Source organism: Rhodococcus ruber NBRC 15591 (genome assembly GCF_001894945.1).
Classification (GTDB): Bacteria; Actinomycetota; Actinomycetes; order Mycobacteriales; family Mycobacteriaceae; genus Rhodococcus; species Rhodococcus ruber.
Genome location: NZ_BCXE01000003.1, coordinates 50,467 through 70,050, shown reverse-complemented (window position 1 = coordinate 70,050; position 19,584 = coordinate 50,467). Strand labels below are relative to the sequence as shown.

General features: G+C 68.2%; 17 protein-coding genes. 13 read left to right on the top strand and 4 right to left on the bottom strand.

Annotated features, from left to right (window positions below; genetic code table 11):
• Positions 1-17 precede the first annotated feature (17 nt).
• The 3 genes from RR3_RS03925 to RR3_RS03915 all read left to right on the top strand — a co-directional run bounded on the left by RR3_RS03925 (position 18) and on the right by RR3_RS03915 (position 4,043).
• On the top strand, positions 18-1,694 hold the full coding sequence (locus RR3_RS03925) for an FAD-dependent oxidoreductase (protein WP_064066552.1): 1,677 nt from the start codon (positions 18-20) through the stop codon (positions 1,692-1,694).
• 227 nt (positions 1,695-1,921) lie between these two features.
• Positions 1,922-2,755, top strand: coding sequence for a mycofactocin-coupled SDR family oxidoreductase (locus RR3_RS03920; protein WP_010594020.1), 834 nt, complete (start codon positions 1,922-1,924; stop codon positions 2,753-2,755).
• A 43-nt stretch (positions 2,756-2,798) separates the two neighbouring features.
• Positions 2,799-4,043 carry a cytochrome P450 gene (locus RR3_RS03915; RefSeq protein ID WP_010594019.1) on the top strand — a complete coding sequence of 415 codons (1,245 nt, stop codon included), beginning with the start codon at positions 2,799-2,801 and terminating at the stop codon, positions 4,041-4,043.
• A gap of 199 nt (positions 4,044-4,242) precedes the next feature.
• On the opposite strand, the gene RR3_RS03910 is transcribed toward RR3_RS03915, so the two are convergent.
• The 3 genes from RR3_RS03910 to RR3_RS03900 form a co-directional block, all read right to left on the bottom strand.
• The gene (locus RR3_RS03910) at positions 4,243-5,511 is read right to left on the bottom strand and encodes a cytochrome P450 (RefSeq protein WP_010594018.1); all 1,269 of its coding nucleotides are present in this window, start codon (positions 5,509-5,511) and stop codon (positions 4,243-4,245) included.
• A gap of 241 nt (positions 5,512-5,752) precedes the next feature.
• Positions 5,753-6,184 (bottom strand): acyl-CoA thioesterase, encoded by a 432-nt coding sequence (locus RR3_RS03905; protein WP_017679799.1) that lies wholly within the window; start codon positions 6,182-6,184, stop codon positions 5,753-5,755.
• 20 nt (positions 6,185-6,204) lie between these two features.
• A complete protein-coding gene (locus RR3_RS03900; protein ID WP_003938443.1) occupies positions 6,205-6,999 on the bottom strand; it encodes an SDR family NAD(P)-dependent oxidoreductase in 795 nt (264 codons plus the stop codon).
• 162 nt (positions 7,000-7,161) lie between these two features.
• On the opposite strand from RR3_RS03900, the gene RR3_RS03895 reads away from it, so the two are divergent.
• The 10 genes from RR3_RS03895 to RR3_RS03850 all read left to right on the top strand — a co-directional run bounded on the left by RR3_RS03895 (position 7,162) and on the right by RR3_RS03850 (position 17,712).
• Complete coding sequence (locus RR3_RS03895; RefSeq protein ID WP_026137553.1) at positions 7,162-8,310, top strand: acyl-CoA dehydrogenase family protein; 1,149 nt, start codon at positions 7,162-7,164, stop codon at positions 8,308-8,310.
• A 30-nt stretch (positions 8,311-8,340) separates the two neighbouring features.
• Complete coding sequence (locus tag RR3_RS03890; RefSeq protein ID WP_017679797.1) at positions 8,341-10,278, top strand: 2-oxoacid:acceptor oxidoreductase subunit alpha; 1,938 nt, start codon at positions 8,341-8,343, stop codon at positions 10,276-10,278.
• Positions 10,275-11,360 (top strand): 2-oxoacid:ferredoxin oxidoreductase subunit beta, encoded by a 1,086-nt coding sequence (locus RR3_RS03885; RefSeq protein ID WP_010594013.1) that lies wholly within the window; start codon positions 10,275-10,277, stop codon positions 11,358-11,360. The genes RR3_RS03890 and RR3_RS03885 overlap by 4 nt, the downstream gene beginning before the upstream one ends.
• Before the next feature lie 115 nt (positions 11,361-11,475).
• Positions 11,476-11,883 (top strand): nuclear transport factor 2 family protein, encoded by a 408-nt coding sequence (locus RR3_RS03880; protein WP_003938439.1) that lies wholly within the window; start codon positions 11,476-11,478, stop codon positions 11,881-11,883.
• 15 nt (positions 11,884-11,898) lie between these two features.
• Positions 11,899-13,455 carry an AMP-binding protein gene (locus RR3_RS03875; RefSeq protein WP_010594011.1) on the top strand — a complete coding sequence of 519 codons (1,557 nt, stop codon included), beginning with the start codon at positions 11,899-11,901 and terminating at the stop codon, positions 13,453-13,455.
• On the top strand, positions 13,452-13,919 hold the full coding sequence (locus RR3_RS03870; protein ID WP_010594010.1) for a hypothetical protein: 468 nt from the start codon (positions 13,452-13,454) through the stop codon (positions 13,917-13,919). Before RR3_RS03875 ends, RR3_RS03870 begins: the two co-directional genes overlap by 4 nt.
• Positions 13,916-14,332: a MaoC family dehydratase gene (locus RR3_RS03865; protein WP_010594009.1), complete on the top strand. Its 417-nt coding sequence runs from the start codon at positions 13,916-13,918 to the stop codon at positions 14,330-14,332. The genes RR3_RS03870 and RR3_RS03865 overlap by 4 nt, the downstream gene beginning before the upstream one ends.
• Positions 14,333-14,362: 30 nt before the next feature.
• Entirely contained in the window at positions 14,363-15,202 is an 840-nt protein-coding gene (locus tag RR3_RS03860; protein WP_017679796.1) for a mycofactocin-coupled SDR family oxidoreductase, read from the top strand.
• Between the two features lie 6 nt (positions 15,203-15,208).
• Positions 15,209-15,724, top strand: a complete 516-nt coding sequence (locus RR3_RS03855) for a pyridoxamine 5'-phosphate oxidase family protein (RefSeq protein WP_017679795.1) — start codon at positions 15,209-15,211, stop codon at positions 15,722-15,724.
• 5 nt (positions 15,725-15,729) lie between these two features.
• Positions 15,730-17,712: an oxidoreductase gene (locus RR3_RS03850; RefSeq protein ID WP_026137552.1), complete on the top strand. Its 1,983-nt coding sequence runs from the start codon at positions 15,730-15,732 to the stop codon at positions 17,710-17,712.
• 227 nt (positions 17,713-17,939) lie between these two features.
• Here the strand turns inward: RR3_RS03850 and RR3_RS03845 are convergent, their stop codons facing one another.
• The gene (locus RR3_RS03845; RefSeq protein WP_017679793.1) at positions 17,940-19,565 is read right to left on the bottom strand and encodes a flavin-containing monooxygenase; all 1,626 of its coding nucleotides are present in this window, start codon (positions 19,563-19,565) and stop codon (positions 17,940-17,942) included.
• Between the last annotated feature and the right edge of the window lie 19 nt (positions 19,566-19,584).

Genomic DNA, 19,584 nt, shown 5'->3' with positions numbered 1-19,584 from the left:
CCGAGAGAGGGATTGCGATGCAACACAACGAAGAAACGGCCGAGTACGACGTCGTCGTGCTCGGCAGCGGCGCCGCCGGACTGTGCGCCGCGCTGTCGGCTGCCCGGAGCGGCGCCCGGGTGGGCGTGTTCGAGAAGGGCGAACTGCTCGGCGGCACCACGTGCTTGTCGAGCGCCGTGGCGTGGCTGCCGAACAACCGGTACGCGCGGGAGGCGGGAATCGCCGACTCGCGTGAGGGGGCCCTCGCCTACCTCGAGTCGTTGTCGCACGGGATGATCCTGCCCGAACTCGCCGAGGCGTTCGTCGACACGGTTCCCGAACTACTGGAGTGGCTCGACACCACCCCGCTGAAGATGCGCCTCGTCGCCGGGTACCCCGACTACCACCCCGAGCGGCCGGGTGGCATGCCGCACGGCGGACGCTCGCTCGAACCGGAGTTGTTCAGCTTCATCGACCTCGGGCGGTGGGAGGACAAGCTCGTCGGGGTCCCGCGGCGTATGACGGTCACGGAGACCCCCATCGGCGGTGGCACCGGCCACCTTCCGTCCGACGTGCAGGAGCAGCGCGAGCGCGATCACGTGGAGGGCCTCGGCCGTGGCATGGTCGCGGCACTGCTCCAGGGTTGTCTCGACGAGGGCGTGGCGGTGCACACCGGCGAGCGCGGCGTGCGGCTGATCCAGGACGAGTCCGGCCGCGTCACGGGTGTTCGGTTCGAGGGGCGGGGCGGCCCGCACGACGTGCGCGCCGAGCACGGCGTCGTCCTTGCCACCGGCGGCTTCGAATGGGACGAGCGCTTGCGGCGCGACTTCCTGCGGGGGCCGCTGGCGCACCCGGCCACGGTCCCCACGAGCACGGGGGACGGTCTGCGCATGGCGATGCGTGTCGGCGCGCAGCTCGGCAACATGCGCGAGGCATGGTGGGCGCCGGTCGCGGTGCTGCCCGGGCAGCGGGCGAACGGCGCACAGGCGGTCCAGCTCGTACACCGGGAACGGACTGCGCCGCATTCGATCATGGTGAACCGGCACGGACGCCGGTTCACCAACGAGGCAACCAATTACAACGCCCTCGGCGGTGCGTTCCATCATCTCGACGCACACGACTTCGACTACCCGAACCAGCCCTGCTGGCTGATCTTCGACGCCGACCATGTCGAGAAGTACGGAGCGTTCGGGGCTGCGCCGGGTACGGAAGCACCGGAGTGGGTGGTGCGTGCGGACACCCTCGCCGATCTCGCGCGGCAGATCGAGGTCCCCGCGGCCGCGCTCGAGTCGACGGTGACCCACTGGAACGAGGACGTGCGACGGGGTCACGACAGCGAATACCACCGCGGCGAGAGCGTGTACGACGGCTTCGTCGGTGACAAGAACAAGTACCCGGGCGTGGAATCCACCCTGGGGCCTGTCGCGCGGGCGCCCTTCCACGCGGTGCAGATCCACAGCAGCACGCTCGGCACGAAGGGCGGCCCGCGCACCGACGCCGACGGCGCGGTCCTCGACGTCGACGATCGCGTCATCCCCGGGCTGTTCGCCGCGGGCAACGTCATGGCGGCCCCCACCGGGATGGTCTACGGCGGAGCCGGCGGAACGCTCGGTCCGGCACTGGTGTTCGGCTACCGGGCGGGCCGGGCCGCGGCGCGGGTGGTCGGATCCCCGTCCGAACCCGACGGTGTCCTGAGGGAGCCGACGACGGTGTGACATTCGGCGGGCGGACCCCGCCGAACACCCGCGCAGTTCCCGGTCAGACGCGACAGCAATTGCTGTTGCGTCTGACTGTTGTGCGCGCGGGTCCGGAACGTGTTCCGGCGCGGGACGTAGGTGTCCGACCACCGGGGATCTTCGGACCTTGTGGGCGCGCTAGCTAATAATGATGATAAGCATTAAGGTGCTCTTCGTCACAGTTCGAGCAGAAGAGGAGATCGGAAATGGGTCGAGTAACCGGGAAGGTCGCGCTGGTCACGGGCGCCGCACGGGGACAGGGACGTTCGAATGCCGTCCGCCTCGCGGAGGAGGGCGCCGACGTCGTGATCCTCGACTCCTGCAAGGACATCGACACGGTCGCGTATCCGCTTGCCACCACCGACGACCTCGCCGAGACCCACCGGCTCGTCGAGGCTGCGGGCCGTCGCTGCCTGTCCCGGGTCGTCGACGTGCGCGACCAGGCGGCCCTCGACCTGCTCGTCTCCGACGCCGTCGACGAGTTCGGGCACATCGACATCGTCAGCGCCAACGCCGGCATCGTGAGCTTCACCCCCACCTGGCACCTCAGTGACGAGGAGTGGCAGAACGTCATCGACGTCAACCTCACCGGGGTCTTCCGCACCGTGCGGGCCGTCGTCCCCCGCATGATCGAACAGGGCACCGGCGGCGCGATCGTGCTCACCAGCTCCGTCGCGGCGATCCGGGCGAGCCGCAATCTGGGGCACTACGCCGCCAGCAAGGGCGGGGTGGTCAGCCTCATGCGCACCCTCTCCAACGAACTGGGCGAACACGGTATCCGGGTCAACACCCTCAATCCGGGCACCGTCCGCACGGAGATGATCGAGAACGACGCCATGTACCGGATCTACCGTCCCGACCTCGAATCGCCCACGCAGGCGGACATCGTCGACCACTGCCGTCGGCGCAACGAGCTCGACGTCCCCTGGGTCGAGCCCGTCGACATCAGCAACGCGCTGGTCTGGCTGGCCTCGGACGAGGCCCGCTACGTGACCGGTGTGGTGCTGCCCATCGACGCCGGACTGCTCGCCAAGACCTAGAACCCCGGCTCGCCGCCGAATCCCGACTCGGAAGGAACGCACGATGGAAAGCCCCGCCCGCTGCCCGGTCGTCCACTTCGACCACAACTCGCCCGAACACTCGGCCGACCCGGCCGAGTCGTACCGGAAGATCCGGGAAACCGTCAAGATCGGCTGGACTCCCGCCCACGGCGGCTACTGGGTGCTCTCCGACTACAGCTCGGTCTTCGACGCCGCACGCGACGACGAGACGTTCTCCTCGGCGCGCAGCGAGTACGGCGGCGAGGGACTGTCCGTGGTGATCCCGAAAACCCCGCACCACGATCACATTCCGATCGAGCTCGATCCGCCGGAGTTCCGCAAGTACCGCAGGATCGTCAACCCGGTCAGCGCGCCGGCCGCCGTCGAGAAGATGAAGCCCACGATCGACCGGCACGTCGCGGGCTTCATCGACAGCGTGATCGAGAGCGGCGAGTGCGACCTGACGTCGGTCATCGGGGTGCCCTCCATCGTCACGGTCGAGTGGCTCGGCCTCGACGTCTCGGAGTGGCGCCGCTATTCCAACGCCCACTTCCAGGTGCTCGCCGGGATCCCCGGTACCCCCGAGCACACCCGCGCGGTCGAGGTCGACTTCCCGTACCTCGCCGGCCGCATCGAGCAGACCATCGCCGAACGGCGCGCGGCCCCGAAGGACGACATCATCAGCTACCTCGTCCAGCAGGAGGTCGACGGCAGCCCGATGAACGATCACGACGTGTTCGCGATCGTCGACCTGCTCATCTCCGGTGGCGTCGGCACCACGGCCTCCCTGGTGAGCAACTCGCTGGTCTGGCTCAGCCGCCACAAGGACGTGCGGCAGCGCCTGGCCGACCATCCCGATCTCCTCGATCATGCCATCGAGGAGTTCCTGCGGTACTTCTCGCCGACTCAGGCCCTTGCCCGCACCGTGACACACGACGTCGAGTTCCACGGCTGCCCCATGCGCAAGGGCGACCGGGTGCTGCTGTCCTGGGCTTCCGCCAATCGGGACACGGAGCTGTTCGACAAGCCCGACGAGATCGACATCGAGCGCTGGCCCAACCGGCACACCGCCTTCGGTATCGGTGTGCACCGCTGTGCCGGTTCGCATCTCGGCCGGTACATGTCGCACGCGCTGATCAGCCAGGTGCTCGAACGGATGCCGGACTACGAGGTCGACTACGACGCGCTGCAGCCCTACCCACGGCAGGGCGTGAACACCGGCTACCAGCGCATCCCGGCCACCTTCACGCCGGGCCGACGGGTTCTGACGGACTACACGCTGCAGTAACGGCTTTCGTCGACGCGGCAGTGCCGACTCTTGCCGACGCGGCAGTGCCGACTCTTGCCGACGCGGCAGTGCCGACTTTTGCCGACGCGGCAGTGCCGACTTTTGCCGACGCGGCAGTGCCGACTTTTGCCGACGCGGCAGTGCCGGCCGTCCGCGCATGCGGATCCCATACGCGGACGGCCGGCGATCCGGCGGGATGTCAGCCGAGCTTCCCGGTCGGTTCGAACTTCACGCGGAGCTCCGGGATGCTGCGCGTGTACAGGCCCTCCTCGTGCGGGACGAAGCCGTCCTGGTACTCGATCGAGTCCATCGTGTCGAGCACGAGGTTCAGCGCGATGGTCATCTCCGTCTTCGCGAGCATCGAACCCACGCAGAAGTGCCGGCCGAGAATGAACTGCACGTGGTTGGCCGCGCCGCTGAAGGCCCGATCGACGTTGAGATCGGTGCGGAAGATGTCGAACTCGTCCGGATTCGAGAAGTGGCGCTCGTCGCGGTTGGCGGCCGCGAGCATCATGATGCACGTCGCCCCCGCGGGAATGGTCGAGTCCTCGATCTGCACCTCGTCCTCGGTCTGGCGCATGATCATGTGGACGGGTCCGGAATAGCGCAGTGTCTCGGCGATGACGCGGTCGGCGAGACTGCGGTCCTCGCGGACGGCCCGCATCTGGTCGGGGTGGTCGATGAGATTGCGGATCATGCTGGCGATGGCCTTGTCCGTCGTCTCACCACCGGCGACGAGGAGCAGGCTGACGAAGGCCTTGATCTCCTCGTCGGACATCTGCTCACCGTCGACTTCCGCGCGGCACAGGCGGGAGAGCAGGTCGTCGCCGTCGCCGGAGCGTCGTTCGCGGATGATCGGCAGCATGTACTCGCGCAGCTCGACGTGGGTGCGTTCGGCGGCGGCGTTGATCTCGGGGTCTCCGGCCAGGTTGTTGAGGTAGGCCATGATCGAGAAGTACCAGGTGCGGAACCGCTCGTGATCGCTCTTGGGCAGGCCGAGCATGTCGACCATCACGTTGATGGGGAACCGGCTGGTGAACTGGGAGACGAGTTCGGCCTCGCCCTGTCCGGCCACCTCGCCGAGCAGCTCGCCGGCGTTGCGGGCGACGATGCCGCCGATCAGGTCGGCCGCGTTGTGCGTGATGGCCGGCATGAACTTCTCGAGTCCGTTGCCGCGGAAGAACGGGTTGAGCAGCGCGCGGTGCGTGGAGTGCTCGCGACCTTCCATCTGCAGAATGGTGCGCCCGTGGATGGGCTCGAGCTGCCATTCGTAGTTGCGGCTGGAGAACTTCGGGCTGCGGAAGGCCTCGGCGCAGTCGGCGTACCGGCTGATGAGGTAGCTCTCCGTGGCTTCGTGGCGCAGGGCGGGGTAGTGGTCGCGCAGTACGCGGTGGAACGGGTAGGGATCGGTGAGGAACTCGGGGGAGAGGATGTCGGGGGCGGTGGGGCGGGGTTCGACTGCGGTCACTCTGGAATCTCCTGATCGTCGAATCGAGGGGTCGAGCAGGATCGGTGCCGGCAGGCACCGGTCGGGGTCGTGCCGCTCCGCCGAGGGTCTGGGGCCGGAGGTGGAAGTGATCCGGATCACTAAGTGCTGATAACTATAAATACGATTTGAATGATGTCAATGGATTTCGGTGAAACGGGTTCTCGACGAGAACGGGCGTCCACCCTGAAGGATGGACGCCCGTTTCCGGAAACGACGGTGATCAAGCCGATTTCGGCGGCTCCAACGTGCGGAGGGCGGCGAGCAGTCGCTCCGGAATCTGCGCCTTCTTCCCGTCCGCACCGCGCACGGCGAACGTGATCTTGCCGTGGGCGACGAGTTCGTCGCCGCGCTCGAAGTCGAATCCGAGCGCGTACGACGTGGTGCCGAGGTGGTCGAGGACCACCGTGCAGGTCAGTTCGTCGAACACCTCGCAGCTGGTGAGGTACTGGCACTCGGACTTCAGGCCCACGGTGTAGACGCCGAGGGTGTCGAGCATCGTGTGGCTGTCGAGACCGAACGAGTGCAGCCAGACGCTGTAGGTCCGTTCCATCCACGGGTAGTTGATCGCGAAGTACGAGATGCCGACGGCGTCGCAGTCGCCGTAGGCGAGCTGGAAGCGCTGCTGGGTGACGGCGGTGGTGGCGGTGGTCATGTCTTGTCCTTCCGGGCGGATCAGGGGTGGCCGCCGTCGACGGTGACGATGGAACCGGTGGTGAAACTCGACGCATCGCTCGCGAGGTACAGCGCCGCGCCGACGATCTCGTCGGGCTGTCCGCCGCGCTTGGCGGCGAAGCTCTGCGCCCGCCGTGAGAAGGCCTCCATGTCCCAGGAGTTGCTCACGTCGGTGAGGAAGGTGCCGGCCATGATCGCGTTGCTGCGCACCGTGGGTCCGAACGCGTGCGCCATGCCGATGGTAACGGCGTTGAGTCCGGCCTTGGCGGCGGCGTAGGGCAGGATGTCGGGCCGCGGGTGGACGGACCCGGCGCTGGAAATGTTGATAATGGATCCGCCGTCGCCCTGCGCCATGCGCGTTCCCACGAGTGCGGCGAGCCGGAACGGGCCCTTGAGATTCACTCCGACCACCTTGTCGAACAGTGTTTCGCTGACGGTGTCGAGGCTGTCGTACAGCGGGGACATACCTGCATTGTTGATCAGGACGTCGATCTTCCCGAAGTGGTCGTAGGCCGCGTCGACGAGTTCCTCGATCGACTCCCACCTGCCGACGTGGAACGAGTGCGCGAGGGTCTTGCGGCCCGTCTCCTCGGTGATCTCGTCGGCGGTGGCCTGGCACGAGGCCAGGTCACGGCTGGCGATGACGACGTCGCAGCCGGCCCGGGCCAGCCCGAACGCCATGGCGCGGCCGAGGCCCCGGCTGCCGCCGGTGACGATCGCGGTGCGGTCGGTGAGATCGAACGCGCGCGTGGGGTCGAATCCCGGGCGGGTCCGGCCGGTCGTTGAATCGGTCATCGAATTCCTCCGCTGGTCCTGGTTGACGGTACCCAATTCCTTGCTATTGTGATCATAGATTAGCGGATAGTGATCCAGTTCACGACAATGGCCGAGACCGCACCGAGTCACAGCACCGTGGCGCCCCCGGTGAGCGGACGCATCGCCAGAACGGAGTACAAGGTGAGTGACGACCAGCAGGACCTGTTCGCCCTGCCGCAGCGATACCTCGACCTCCAGCGGGAAGGCCGCGACCTCGCGGCCGAGTGTGCCGACGTCGCCGCGCGTGCCGACGAGGCGGACAGTTTCGACCCGGACGTCCGCAAGCGGCTGACCGCGTCCCGTCTCACCGAGGTCGTCGTGCCGGCCGCCTACGGTGGCCGCTTCGAGAAGGTCGACTCCCTCGCGGTGACCATTGTGCGCGAGGCCCTCGCCGCCGAGTCCGCTCACCTCGACTCCATGTTCGGTATGCAGGGCATCGGCAGCTACTGCATCAGCGTCGGCGGGTCCGAGGAACTCAAGGCGGAGTGGCTGCCCAAGGTGGCCCGGCTCGAGGCGGTGGCCGCGCTCGGCCTGACCGAGCCGCACGTCGGATCCGATCTCAAGGCCCTCAGCACCACGGTCGTCGAGCGCGACGGCAAGCTCGTCGTCGACGGCCACAAGTCCTTCATCACCAACGGCGGCGACGCGGACTTCTACAGCATCCTCGCCCGCGAGGGCGACGGATACTCCCTCGTACTGGTCCCGGCCGACGCGCCGGGCCTGCGCATCGAGCACCCGCACCAGATCATCGCGCCGCACGTGCTCAGCGACGTCATCCTCGAGAACGTCGAGGTTCCGGTGGGCAACCGCATCGGGGAGCCGGGCAAGGGCTTCGGGCTCGTCCTCGCCACCCTCGCGACGTTCCGCGTGTCCGTGGCCGGCGCCGCGGTCGGCGTGGCCCAGGCCGCGCTGGACGAGGCCGTCGCCCATGCCAAGTCCCGGGAGGGCTTCGGGGTCAGCCTCGCGCGCCTGGGGTCGGTGCCCGAGCACCTCGCCTCCTGCTGGACCGACATCGAGATGGCGCGCTCGCTGACCTACCGCGCGGCCGCCGCCTCGGCCCGCGATGCCCGCGCCAACCTGCACCTGTCGTCGATGGCGAAGGTCGGAGCGACCGAGGCGGCGGCCCGCGTCGTCGACCGGTCGGTGCAGATCATGGGCCGTTTCGGGCTCGTACGCGGCGGCAAGCTCGAACGTCTCTACCGGGAGGCGCGTCCCATGCGGATCTACGAGGGCTCCACCGAGGTGATCTTCGATTCGCTGGCCAAGCAGCTCGTGAAGGAAGCCCCGTAGGGGCAGAATGCGGACCAGAGGCAGGAACCCATGACAACGGACGCGAACACCACCAAGCTGGAGCGAGTCGTCATCCGCTTTGCGGGCGACTCGGGCGACGGCATGCAGCTGACCGGTGACCGCTTCACCTCCGAGGCGGCCGCGTTCGGCAACGACCTCGCGACGCAGCCCAACTTCCCCGCCGAGATCCGGGCGCCCCAGGGCACCCTGCCGGGCGTGTCGTCGTTCCAGATCCAGATCGCGGACCACGACATCCTCACCGCGGGTGATCGACCGGACGTCCTCGTCGCGATGAACCCGGCGGCACTGAAGGCGAACATCGACGACCTGCCGCGCGGCGGCACCGTCATCGTCAACACCGACGAGTTCACCAAGCGCAACCTTTCCAAGGTCGGCTACGCCGCCAACCCGCTCGACGACGGCAGTCTCGACGAGTTCGTGATCCATCAGGTTCCGATGTCGAGCCTGTCGGTGGGGGCGGTGGAACCCGCCGGCCTGAGCCGCAAGGACGGCGAGCGCGCGAAGAACATGTTCGCGCTCGGGTTGCTGTCGTGGATGTACAACCGGCCGGTGGAGCGGATCGAGGAGTTCCTGCGCACCAAGTTCGCCAAGAAACCGCAGGTCGCCCAGGGCAACCTGCTCGCGTTCCAGGCCGGGTGGAACTACGGCGAGACCACCGAGACGTTCGCGACGACGTTCGAGGTGGCCAAGGCGGACCTGCCGGCCGGCACGTACCGGCAGATCACCGGCAACACCGCACTGGCCTACGGTCTGGTGACCGCCGGTGAGCTGTCCGGGCTCGAGGTGTTCCTCGGGACGTACCCGATCACCCCCGCCTCCGACATCCTGCACGAGCTGACCAAGCACCGCGGTCTCGGCGTGACCACCTTCCAGGCGGAGGACGAGATCGCCGCGATCGGCGCCGCGGTCGGCGCCTCTCTAGGTGGCGCACTCGGTGTCACCAGCACCTCCGGCCCGGGTCTGGCCCTCAAGAGCGAGGCCATCGGCCTGGCCGTCATGACCGAACTCCCGCTCGTCGTGATCGACGTGCAGCGCGGCGGACCGTCGACGGGCCTGCCGACCAAGACCGAGCAGTCCGATCTGCTGCAGGCACTGTACGGACGCAACGGCGAGTCGCCCGTCGCCGTGCTCGCGCCGCGCTCACCGGCCGACTGCTTCGCCACGGCCGTCGAGGCGGCCCACATCGCCCTGACGTACCGGACGCCGGTCCTGCTGCTGTCCGACGGCGCCATCGCCAACGGCTCGGAGCCCTGGCAGATCCCGCAGGTCGACGAGCTCGCCCCGATCGATCCGAACTACGAGACCGGCCCGGACGCCGCCGGCACACCCCTGCGTCCCTACGCGCGGGACCGCGAGACCCTCGCCCGTGCCGTGGCGATACCCGGGACTCCCGGCCTCGAGCACCGGCTCGGTGGCCTCGAGAAGGCGAACGGCAGCGGCAACATCTCCTACGATCCCGCCAACCACGATCTGATGGTGCGCCTGCGGCAGGCGAAGATCGACGGGATCTCCGTCCCGGACGCCGAGGTCGACGATCCGTCGGGGCAGGCCGAACTGCTGATCGTGGGCTGGGGCAGTTCCTACGGCCCGATCGGCGAGGCGTGCCGCCGCGCCCGGCGCCGCGGCACCGCGGTCGCCCACCTGCACCTGCGGCACCTGAACCCGTTGCCCCGCAACCTCGGTGAGGTGCTCGGCCGGTATCGCACGGTCATCGCGCCGGAGATGAATCTGGGGCAGCTGACGAGTGTGCTGCGGGCGCGCTACCTGGTCGACGTCCAGCCGGTGACGAAGGTCGAGGGTCTGGCCTTTCTCGCCGACGAGATCGTCGACGCGATCGATGCCGCGCTCGCCGGCACCCTACGCGAGTTCGAAGACGCCAAGACCACCGCGGCGCTGGCTGCGGCCGAGTACCGGCCGGCGCCGGACCGCGAGGAGGAATCGGCATGACCGAGTTGATCAGCCGGGTGGGCACCGATCTCGGACTCAGCGCGACCGCGCTCGTCCCGACGACCGACACCCCGCAGAAGGCCAAGGACTTCACGAGCGACCAGGAGGTGCGCTGGTGCCCGGGTTGCGGTGACTACGTCATCCTGGCCGCGATCCGCAACTTCCTGCCCGAACTCGGGCTGCGCCGCGAGAACTTGATGTTCGTCTCGGGCATCGGCTGCTCGAGCCGGTTCCCGTACTACCTCGACACCTACGGGCTGCACTCCATCCACGGCCGCGCGCCGGCGATCGCGACCGGCCTGGCCGTCACGCGGCCCGACCTGTCGGTGTGGGTGGTCACCGGTGACGGCGATGCCCTCTCGATCGGGGGGAACCATCTGATCCACGCGCTGCGCCGCAACGTGAACCTCACGATCCTGTTGTTCAACAACCGGATCTACGGGCTGACGAAGGGGCAGTACTCGCCCACGTCCGAGGTCGGGAAGGTCACCAAGTCCACCCCGATGGGTTCGGTGGACCACCCCTTCAACACGCTCTCCCTCGCACTCGGTGCCGAGGCCACCTTCGCGGCCCGGGCGCTCGACTCCGACCGCAAGGGGCTCACCGACGTGCTGCGCCGCGCGGCCGAGCACCGGGGCACCGCGTTCGTCGAGATCTACCAGGACTGCCCGATCTTCAACGACGGGTCGTTCGACGTGCTGCGCAAGGAGGACGCGGAGCAGAGGGTGATCCCGCTGCGCCACGGTGAGCCGATCGTCTTCGGTGCGGAGGGGCAGAAGTGCGTCGTCCGTGACGGATTCGGTCTGCGTGTGGTGGACACGGCGTCGGCCGATCCGGGATCGATCGTCGTGCACGATGCGCACGCCGACGACCCGGAGTACGCGTTCGCGTTGTCGCGACTGTCCGATCAGAACCTCGACCACACGGTGTTCGGCGTGTTCCGCAGCGTCGCCCGCCCGACCTACGACGACCTCGTGCGCGAGCAGAACGAGAGCGCCCGCACCGGCGAGTCCCGTCGACGAGACTCCTTGCAGTCCTTGCTGACCGGGCACGACACCTGGACCGTGTCCGAATCACGCTGAGCGTCGTCTCCCGGCGCGGAAACCGGGGTCTTCGTACCCCTAGACAATGCGCATGATTAGTATAAAGTGACTGTCATCACATCTCCCTCCCCTCCCTTCGGCAGGAGTAGTCGTAATGTCGCTCAGGAACGAAATCGAAAACGCCCTCGCCCGCTACGCTCTCGCCTACGACGACGGCGACATGGACGGTGTCGAGCGGGTCTTCGGTGAAACCGCCGTGTTCACCATGAAGATCGGCGACGGCGACCTCATCGGGCCGCTCAACGGACGCGAGGAGATCATGGGCCTGTTCCGCGGAGCCCACGAGTCCCAGACCGACCAGCGGCGTCACATCACCACCAATCTGCTGATCGACGAGATCGACGAGAAGAACGTCCGCACCGTGTCGTACCTGCTCATCACCTCCGCGGAGAACGGTGCCCTCCGGGCCCTGTCCACCGGCAAGTACGAGGACGAATGGACCAGGAGCGGAGGCGACTGGGTGCTCACCAAGCGGCACATCGCCCTCGACCTCCCGTACTGAGCCTCCGGAGCCACCATGACGATGAACCAGGGCCTCATCCCCGCCAAGTGGGCCGCCCTCACCCCGAACCGCATGGCGTTGTACGACGTCCCCAACGACCGGCGCATCACCTTCGCCGCCCTCGACGAGCGCGTCCGGCGCCTGGCGAACGGACTGCGCGGTCTCGGCCTCGAGAAGGGCGACCGGGTCGCCGTCCTGACCAAGAACAGCATCGAGTTCCAGGAGCTGTTCTTCGCCGTCGGTCGCGCGGGACTGATCCTGCAGCCGCTGAACTGGCGGCTCGCGACCCCGTCCCTGCTCGGGCTCGTCGCCGACGCCACCCCGAAGGTGCTCATCACCGCGTCCGAATTCCGTCCCGTGGGCGAGGAACTGAGCCGATCCGCCTCGGTCGGCCACTGGCTCGAGTTCGGTCCGGGGGGTAACGGGACGTACGAGGAGCTGCTCGCGAGTTCCAGCCCGGCCGAACCGATCTGGACGCCGAGCGTCGGGGGAGACGACCCGTTCTTCATCCTCTACACCGGCGGCACCACGGGAGAATCCAAGGGTGCGCTGCACTCGCACACCAGCGCCGCCGCCGGCATGCTCAACCAGACCGTCGCCGAGCGGGTCGTGCCGACCGACGTCTACATGCTCACCGGCCAGATGTACCACATCCCGGTGGTCCTCTCGATGAACTACATGAAGCACGGATGTCCGGTCGTGCTGGTCAATTTCGAGGCCAAGCAGGCGCTCGAGATCATCGAGTCGGAGCGGGTCTCGGCGTTCCTCGGCATCACCACGATGCTGAACTGGATGATGGCCGTGGAGAACTTCGACTCCTACGACCTGTCGAGCCTGCGCAACATCCAGTACGGCGGCGGCCCGATGCCGTCCGCGATCGTCCGCAGCGCGCTCGAGGCGTTCCCCTGCACCCTCATCCAGGGGTACGGCCAGACCGAGGGCACGACCATGTCGTTCCTGTCCCAGGAGGACCACCTCGACGCGGTCAACGGCATCAACGAGCACCGGCTCAAGTCCTGTGGCCGGGAAGGCTTCGGCACCACCATCCGGGTCGTCGACTTCGACGGCAACGAGGTCCCCAAGGACGGCAAGACCCCCGGCGAGATCGTGGTCCGCTCCGAAGCCAACATGCTCGGCTACTGGAACAAGCCGGAACTGACCGCACAGACCCTGCGGGACGGCTGGATGTGGACCGGCGACGTCGCGGTCTGGGACGAAGACCACTACGTCTACATCGTCGACCGGGCCAAGGACATGATCATCTCCGGCGGCGAGAACATCTACAGCATCCAGGTCGAGGAGGCCATCGGCGCCCACCCCGCCGTCCTCGAATGCGCCGTCATCGGCATCCCCGACGACGAGTGGGGCGAGGTCGTCAAGGCCGTCGTGGTCCTCAAGCCCGGGCAGACCGCCACCGAACAGGAGATCATCGACACCGCCAAGCGGAATCTGGCCTCCTACCAGAAGCCCCGTTCGGTGGACTTCGTCGACGCCCTGCCGAAGGCGCCGACCGGAAAGATCATGAAGCGGGACCTGCGGGCCCCGTACCTCGAGACGACGGCGGCCCGATGACCGTGGACACCGGACGCCGGGTGCCGACCGAAGCCGAGCTCGCCGACCTCGTCGGCACCCGCTTCCCGGGCGGGCAGGCCACGCTCGAGCCGTGGTGGGTGCACCTCGTCCTCGACAGCATGCTCGCCGACCCCGCCGACGGCGGCGCGCACCCGGTGCTGGTGTTCCTCGTCGCCACCGGCGCGATGGGCTGGAGCTGGGACGAGTTGTTCGCCGTGTTCGGGGCCACCGAGGCCGACGGACCGATGGCCGGCGAGACCGAGACGGTCGTGCACCGGCCGCTGCGCGTCGGCGGCACCTACCGCGTCTCGGGCGAGATCGTCTCCGCGACGCGCAAGGTGGGCCGGCGCACCGGCGTCTTCGACATCGTCGGCTACCGCCTCGACCTGCACGGTGAGGACGGGGCGCTGTGCGCCTCCACCACCAACTCGATCGTGTTCCCCCGCCGAGGAGAAATCTCATGAAACCGGCTGTCGGGCAGCAGATTCCCGAACGTACCGTCGATGCGGTGGATCCGGCCCGGATGAAGACCCTCTCGGCGCTCATGCGCGACCCGAACCCGATCCATTTCGATCGGAACGCCGCGGCTGCGCTGGGCCTCGGGGAGCGCACGGTCAATCAGGGGCCGAGCAACATCGCCTACGTCGTGTCCATGCTCGGGTCCTGGGCCGGCGGCGTGGACCGGGTCACCGGATACCGGTTCCGATTCCTCGGCAACGTGTTCGAGGGGGACCGGCTGCGGGCCGCAGGGGTGGTGACCGACGTCGAGGACACCGCCGACGGCCTCCTGGTGCGCTGCGATCTCACGCTCGACGTCCTGGGCGGCGCGCGCGTTCTCGAAGGCACCGGGACCGTCCTGGTCCCCGCCGATCACTAGACATCGTTTTCCACGAGAGGAGCGTCAACCATGGCAGGACGAGTAGAAGGCAAGGTCGCGTTCATCACCGGGGCCGCCCGCGGCCAGGGCCGCAGCCACGCGCTGCGGCTCGCCGAGGAGGGCGCCGACATCATCGCGGTCGACATCTGCGAGAACATCGACACGGTGACCCCGTACTACCCGCTGGCTACCGAGGACGAGCTGAAGGAGACCGTCCGGCTCGTCGAGGCCCTCGACCGCCGGATCGTGGCCCACCGCGCCGACGTCCGGGACCGCGCGGCGCTGCAGCGGGCCTTCGACGACGGGGTGGCGCACCTCGGCGGCGTCGACATCGTGGTCGCCAACGCCGGCATCGCCACCTACGGCCGCTCGTGGGAGCTCACCGCCGAGCAGTGGCGGGACATGATCGACGTCAACCTCACCGGCGTCTACAACACCGCCGTCGTCGCGATCCCCACGATGATCGAGCAGGGCCGCGGGGGTTCGATCATGTTCACCAGTTCGATCGGCGGACTCAAGGGCATCCAGCAGGTCGCCCACTACGTCTCGGCCAAGCACGGCATCGTCGGACTCATGCGCACCATGGCGAACGAACTGGGCCCCTACAGCATCCGGGTCAACACCATCCACCCGACGAACGTCGACACCATCATGATCCAGAACCCCGGGACGTACGGGATGTTCTCGCCCGGGGATCCGGAGCCGTCGCAGGAGAAGGCGATGCCGGGGTTCATGTCGCTGAACACGCTGCCGGTGCCGTGGGTCGAATCGATCGACATCAGCAACGCGGTGCTGTTCCTCGGCAGCGACGAGGCGCGGTACGTCACCGGAGTCACCTTCCCGGTCGACGCCGGCGCATACGTGAAGTGATGTGAGATGGCCGTCGGCATCGACGACAACGAGGACCTGCGCACGCTACGGGTCGACGAGGACGGCATCGCCGAACTCGTAGCGGCGCAGACCGAATGCACCTTCGCCTTCACCACCGCGGCCGGGTGGCCGGCCGGGGTGGTGATGAGCTACCTGCACCACGGCGACCGGTTCTGGCTCACCGCCGCGAAGGACCGCGCCCACGTCCGGGCAGCGACGCGCGAACCCCGCGTGACGCTGGTGATCTCAAATGCCGGTACCGGACTGCCCGGCAGGAGGATGCTCGCCGTCCGCGGCCGTGTCACCGTCCACGCCGACGCGGAGACCAGACGCTGGTTCTACCCGGCGTTCGCGGCGCGCCATGCTCCGAACGATCCCGAAGCCTTCCAGCGCCTGCTGGACAGCCCGAACCGAGTCGTCCTGGAAGTCCGTCCCGTCCGAATCGCGGTCAGTCACGACTCGACCAGGATGCCGGGCGACGGACGCGGCGGCTCGCTCGGGCCCCGACCGAACAAGGGGTGAACGAAATGACCGCGGATCCGGACTCCGCCTACGCCCATCTGCTCTCGCCGTTCCAGATCGGCCCGATGAAGCTGCGCAACCGCGTGGTGCTGCCGCCGCACGCGTCGGCGATCGGCAACATCTTCGGGTCCGAGGCCGACGCCGAACGCAACCTCGCCTACTACGTGTCCCGGGCCCGGGGCGGAGCCGCATGGTTCGACAGCCTCAGCGCGTGGGTGCCGAACACGGGGGTGATCCCGGGGTTCGAACCCACCGGTGTGGGTGCCACGGTCGAAGGCCACTACAGCCTGCCATTCTTCGTCGAACGGGTGCAGGCGTACTCCGATGCCCTGCACGCCGAGGGTGCGGTGGCGACGGGGCAGATGGTGCACCAGGGCGGTATGCCGCACGGCGCGTCGTCGGTCCTGAGCGCCCCGGTGATCAACAACGTTCCGCACAAGCTGAACCGGGACGAGATCGCCTACTTCGTCGGTCAGTACAAGTTCTGTGCAGAGCAGGCCCAGAAGGCACGTCTCGACGGCGTCGAACTCCACATGAACCACGACGATCTGCTGGAGTACTTCCTGTCGCCGCTGACCAACAAGCGCGACGACGAGTACGGGGGCTCGATCGAGAACCGTTGCCGGTTCCCGGTCGAGGTGCTGCGGGCCATCCGTGACGTGATCGGATCGTCCATGGTCATCGGCATCCGCCTGAATCTGCGTGAGGAGGTGCCGGGCGGATACGACATCCACGGCGCCGTCGAGATCGCGCAGTACCTCGAGAGCACCGGACTCGTCGACTACTTCCACGGCGTGGTGGGCAGCCCGTGGGGCAACCCGTCCTACATCCAGCCGCACTTCTACGAGGCCGGTCAGTGGAGCGATCTCGCCGGGCAGCTCAAGCGGGCGGTGTCGCTGCCCGTCGTGCACACGGGCCGGATCAATCACCCCGATGTCGCCGAACGGATCCTCGCGGCCGGCGACGCCGACGTCGTCGGCATGGCTCGTGCGCACATCGCCGAGCCGTCGATCGTCGAGAAGGTCCGCACCGGCCGCGTCGACGAGATCCGGCCCTGCGTCGGCGGCAACGAGTGCATCAGCCGCCGCTACGTCGAGGGGCTGCCGTTCGGCTGCGCGGTCAACCCCGTCACCAGCAACGAGGTCGACGGGCCGTGGCCCACCGTGACCGACCCCAGGCGCGTGCTCGTCGTCGGCGGTGGTCCGGCCGGCATGGAGTTCGCGGCCCTGGCCCGGGAGAAGGGCCACGACGTGGAGCTGTGGGAGGCGTCCGACGTGCTCGGCGGCCAACTGCGCACCGCGATCAACGCCCCCACGTACGACATGTTCGAGAAGTACCTGGACTGGCAGCAGCGCCGGCTCGAGCGGGCGGGCGTGAAGGTCGCCTACCGGCACGCGGCGACGAAGGCGGAGATCGAGTCCGCGGGATTCGACGTGGTGGCGGTCGCCACCGGCTCCACCCGCCGGATCCCGGACATCCCGGGTGTCTACGGCGACAATGTCGCCGACATCCGCGACGTCCTCAACGGCGACGCCGCGGTCGGCAAGCGGGTCCTGATCGTCGCGCAGGACGACCACATGCCGCCGCTGTCGCTCGCCGACTTCCTCACCGATCGCGGGCACGACGTCACCGTCGTCTACGCGACCCAGGTCGCGGGGCAGCTGCTCGGCCGCTACATCGTGGGCGCGATCCTCGGGCGCCTCGACGAGAAGGGCGTGCAGTACCGGTTCATGGAGGACGTCGTCGAGATCACCCCGACCGGGGTCGTCACCCGCAACGTCTATTCGGGGCGCACCTACCAGGTGGACGGCTTCGACTCGGTGGTGCTCGCCTGCGGTGGCATCGGGGACGCCGACTTGTACGAGAGTCTCGAGGACGGCCCGGCGGCCGAGGGCGAGCGGGAGGTGCACATTCTCGGTGACGCCTACGCGCCGCGGCGGCTGGTGTTCGCCACCCGTCAGGCGTACGCGCTCGCGAAGCTGATCTGACGGACACCGAGACGGGGGTGCGGGCTTCGGGCCTGCACCCCCGTTTCGGTGTCCGTCGGCGATGAGCGGGATGTTGCTGCGTCGAGCGGGAGGTTGTCGTCGTCGCGTCTCGCGTTTCGGCGCGAGATCCTCCCGCTCGGTGCGAGATCCACCCGCGCGATACGAGCGACGCAGCGAAAGGCGCCGGGCGATCGCTGGTTGCGATCGCCCGGCGCGAGGCCCCGACATCAGGCCAGGACGAATCCCTTGAAGTCCGCGTCGCGGACCTCGTTCCACGTCTGCTCGTAGAGCACGATGCCGCCGGCGTAGGGCATGAAGATCTGCGGCTTGCCGGGGATGTTCTGCCCGCGGTACCAGGATCCCGACTCACCCTGCGGCCACAGGGTCATGTTCGCGATCTCCTCCACGGTCTCGACCCACGCGTTCTGCGCCTCCTCGGTGGCCTCGATCGTGGTCAGTCCGTGCTCGCGCATGTGATCCATGGTCTCGACCGTCCACTCGACGTGCTGCTCGATGGCGGTCACCATGTTCGACAGCACCGACGGGCTGCCGACGTTGGCGATGATGAACATGTTGGGGAAGCCCGCGGTGCCCAGGCCCAGGTGTGTCTTCGGGCCCTCCTGCCACGCCTCCCGCAACGGCAGACCGCCGCGGCCGCGGATGTCGATCTGCGTGAACGCGCCGGTGAAGGCGTCGAACCCGGTGGCGAGCACGACGGCGTCGAACTCGTACTCGGTGCCGTCGGCGAGATGCATGCCGTGCTCGGTGAAGCTGTCGAGGGGCTTCTTCCGCAGGTCGACCAGTTCGACGTTGTCGCGGTTGAACGTCTCGTACCAGTCCGTGCCGATGACGGGCCGCTTCGCGCCCATCGGGTAGCCGAACGGCTTGAGGCTGTCCGCGACGTCCGGATCGTCGACGATCTCGTCGACCTTGGCCCGGACGAAGTCGCACACCGAGTCGTTGGCCCGCTGATCCACCATCAGGTCCGCGAACGCGCCGAGGAAGGCGATGCCGCCGCCCTGCCAGCGCTTCTCGTACTCGGCCCACCGCTCGTCGTCGCTGACGTCGTACGCGGCCTTCGGGTTGTCGTCGCGGATGCAGCCGGCGGCGGCGGTCCGGCAGGCCTGGCGCCGCGCGCGGTAGTTCGCCTTGACGTTCGCGACGAACTCCGGGTCGAGCTTGTGGTTGCGGGCGGGAATGACGAAGTTGGCGGTGCGCTGGAGGACGGTCAGCGTGCCGGCCTGCTTGGCGATCTCCGGGATGGCCTGCACCCCGGAGGAACCCGTACCGACCGCGGCGACCCGCAGACCGGTGAAGTCCACCCCCTCCTCCGGCCACGCGCTGGTGCGGTAGATCGGTCCCTGGAACTTGTCGAGGCCGGGGACGTCGACGTCCTTCGGTACCGACAGGCAGCCGACGGCCATGAGACAGAACCGAGCGACGTACTCGTCGCCCCGGTCGGTGCGGACGTGCCACTTCTGCTCGCCATCGTCGAATCGGGCTTCGGTGACGGCGGTTTCGAGCCGGATGTCGCGGCGCAGGTCGAACCGGTCGGCGACGTGCGAGAGGTACGCCTGCAGTTCGGGCTGCGACGGGTAACGCTCGCTCCACTCCCACTCCTGCTCGAGATCCTCGTCGAACCCGAAGGAGTAGTCGTGGCTGTCCACGTCGCAGCGGGCGCCGGGGTAGCGGTTCCAGTGCCAGGTGCCGCCGACCTCCTTGCCCTTGTCGAGGGCGACGGCGGTGTAACCGTGGCGGCGCAGCTTCCACAGCAGGTACAGGCCTGCGAAGCCCGCGCCGACGACGACGGCATCGACCTCGGTAGCGGCGGTGGGGGTGGGAGTTGCAGTCATCGGATGGCCTCTCTGACTG

Coding starts and splice junctions, on each gene's coding strand:
- RR3_RS03880 (WP_003938439.1), top strand. CDS start 11,476: ATGTCGCTCAGGAACGAAATCGAAAACGCCCTCGCCCGCTACGCTCTC.
- RR3_RS03875 (WP_010594011.1), top strand. CDS start 11,899: ATGACGATGAACCAGGGCCTCATCCCCGCCAAGTGGGCCGCCCTCACC.
- RR3_RS03890 (WP_017679797.1), top strand. CDS start 8,341: ATGACAACGGACGCGAACACCACCAAGCTGGAGCGAGTCGTCATCCGC.
- RR3_RS03925 (WP_064066552.1), top strand. CDS start 18: ATGCAACACAACGAAGAAACGGCCGAGTACGACGTCGTCGTGCTCGGC.
- RR3_RS03900 (WP_003938443.1), bottom strand. CDS start 6,999: ATGACCGATTCAACGACCGGCCGGACCCGCCCGGGATTCGACCCCACG.
- RR3_RS03920 (WP_010594020.1), top strand. CDS start 1,922: ATGGGTCGAGTAACCGGGAAGGTCGCGCTGGTCACGGGCGCCGCACGG.
- RR3_RS03870 (WP_010594010.1), top strand. CDS start 13,452: ATGACCGTGGACACCGGACGCCGGGTGCCGACCGAAGCCGAGCTCGCC.
- RR3_RS03915 (WP_010594019.1), top strand. CDS start 2,799: ATGGAAAGCCCCGCCCGCTGCCCGGTCGTCCACTTCGACCACAACTCG.
- RR3_RS03905 (WP_017679799.1), bottom strand. CDS start 6,184: ATGACCACCGCCACCACCGCCGTCACCCAGCAGCGCTTCCAGCTCGCC.
- RR3_RS03850 (WP_026137552.1), top strand. CDS start 15,730: ATGACCGCGGATCCGGACTCCGCCTACGCCCATCTGCTCTCGCCGTTC.
- RR3_RS03845 (WP_017679793.1), bottom strand. CDS start 19,565: ATGACTGCAACTCCCACCCCCACCGCCGCTACCGAGGTCGATGCCGTC.
- RR3_RS03860 (WP_017679796.1), top strand. CDS start 14,363: ATGGCAGGACGAGTAGAAGGCAAGGTCGCGTTCATCACCGGGGCCGCC.
- RR3_RS03855 (WP_017679795.1), top strand. CDS start 15,209: ATGGCCGTCGGCATCGACGACAACGAGGACCTGCGCACGCTACGGGTC.
- RR3_RS03865 (WP_010594009.1), top strand. CDS start 13,916: ATGAAACCGGCTGTCGGGCAGCAGATTCCCGAACGTACCGTCGATGCG.
- RR3_RS03885 (WP_010594013.1), top strand. CDS start 10,275: ATGACCGAGTTGATCAGCCGGGTGGGCACCGATCTCGGACTCAGCGCG.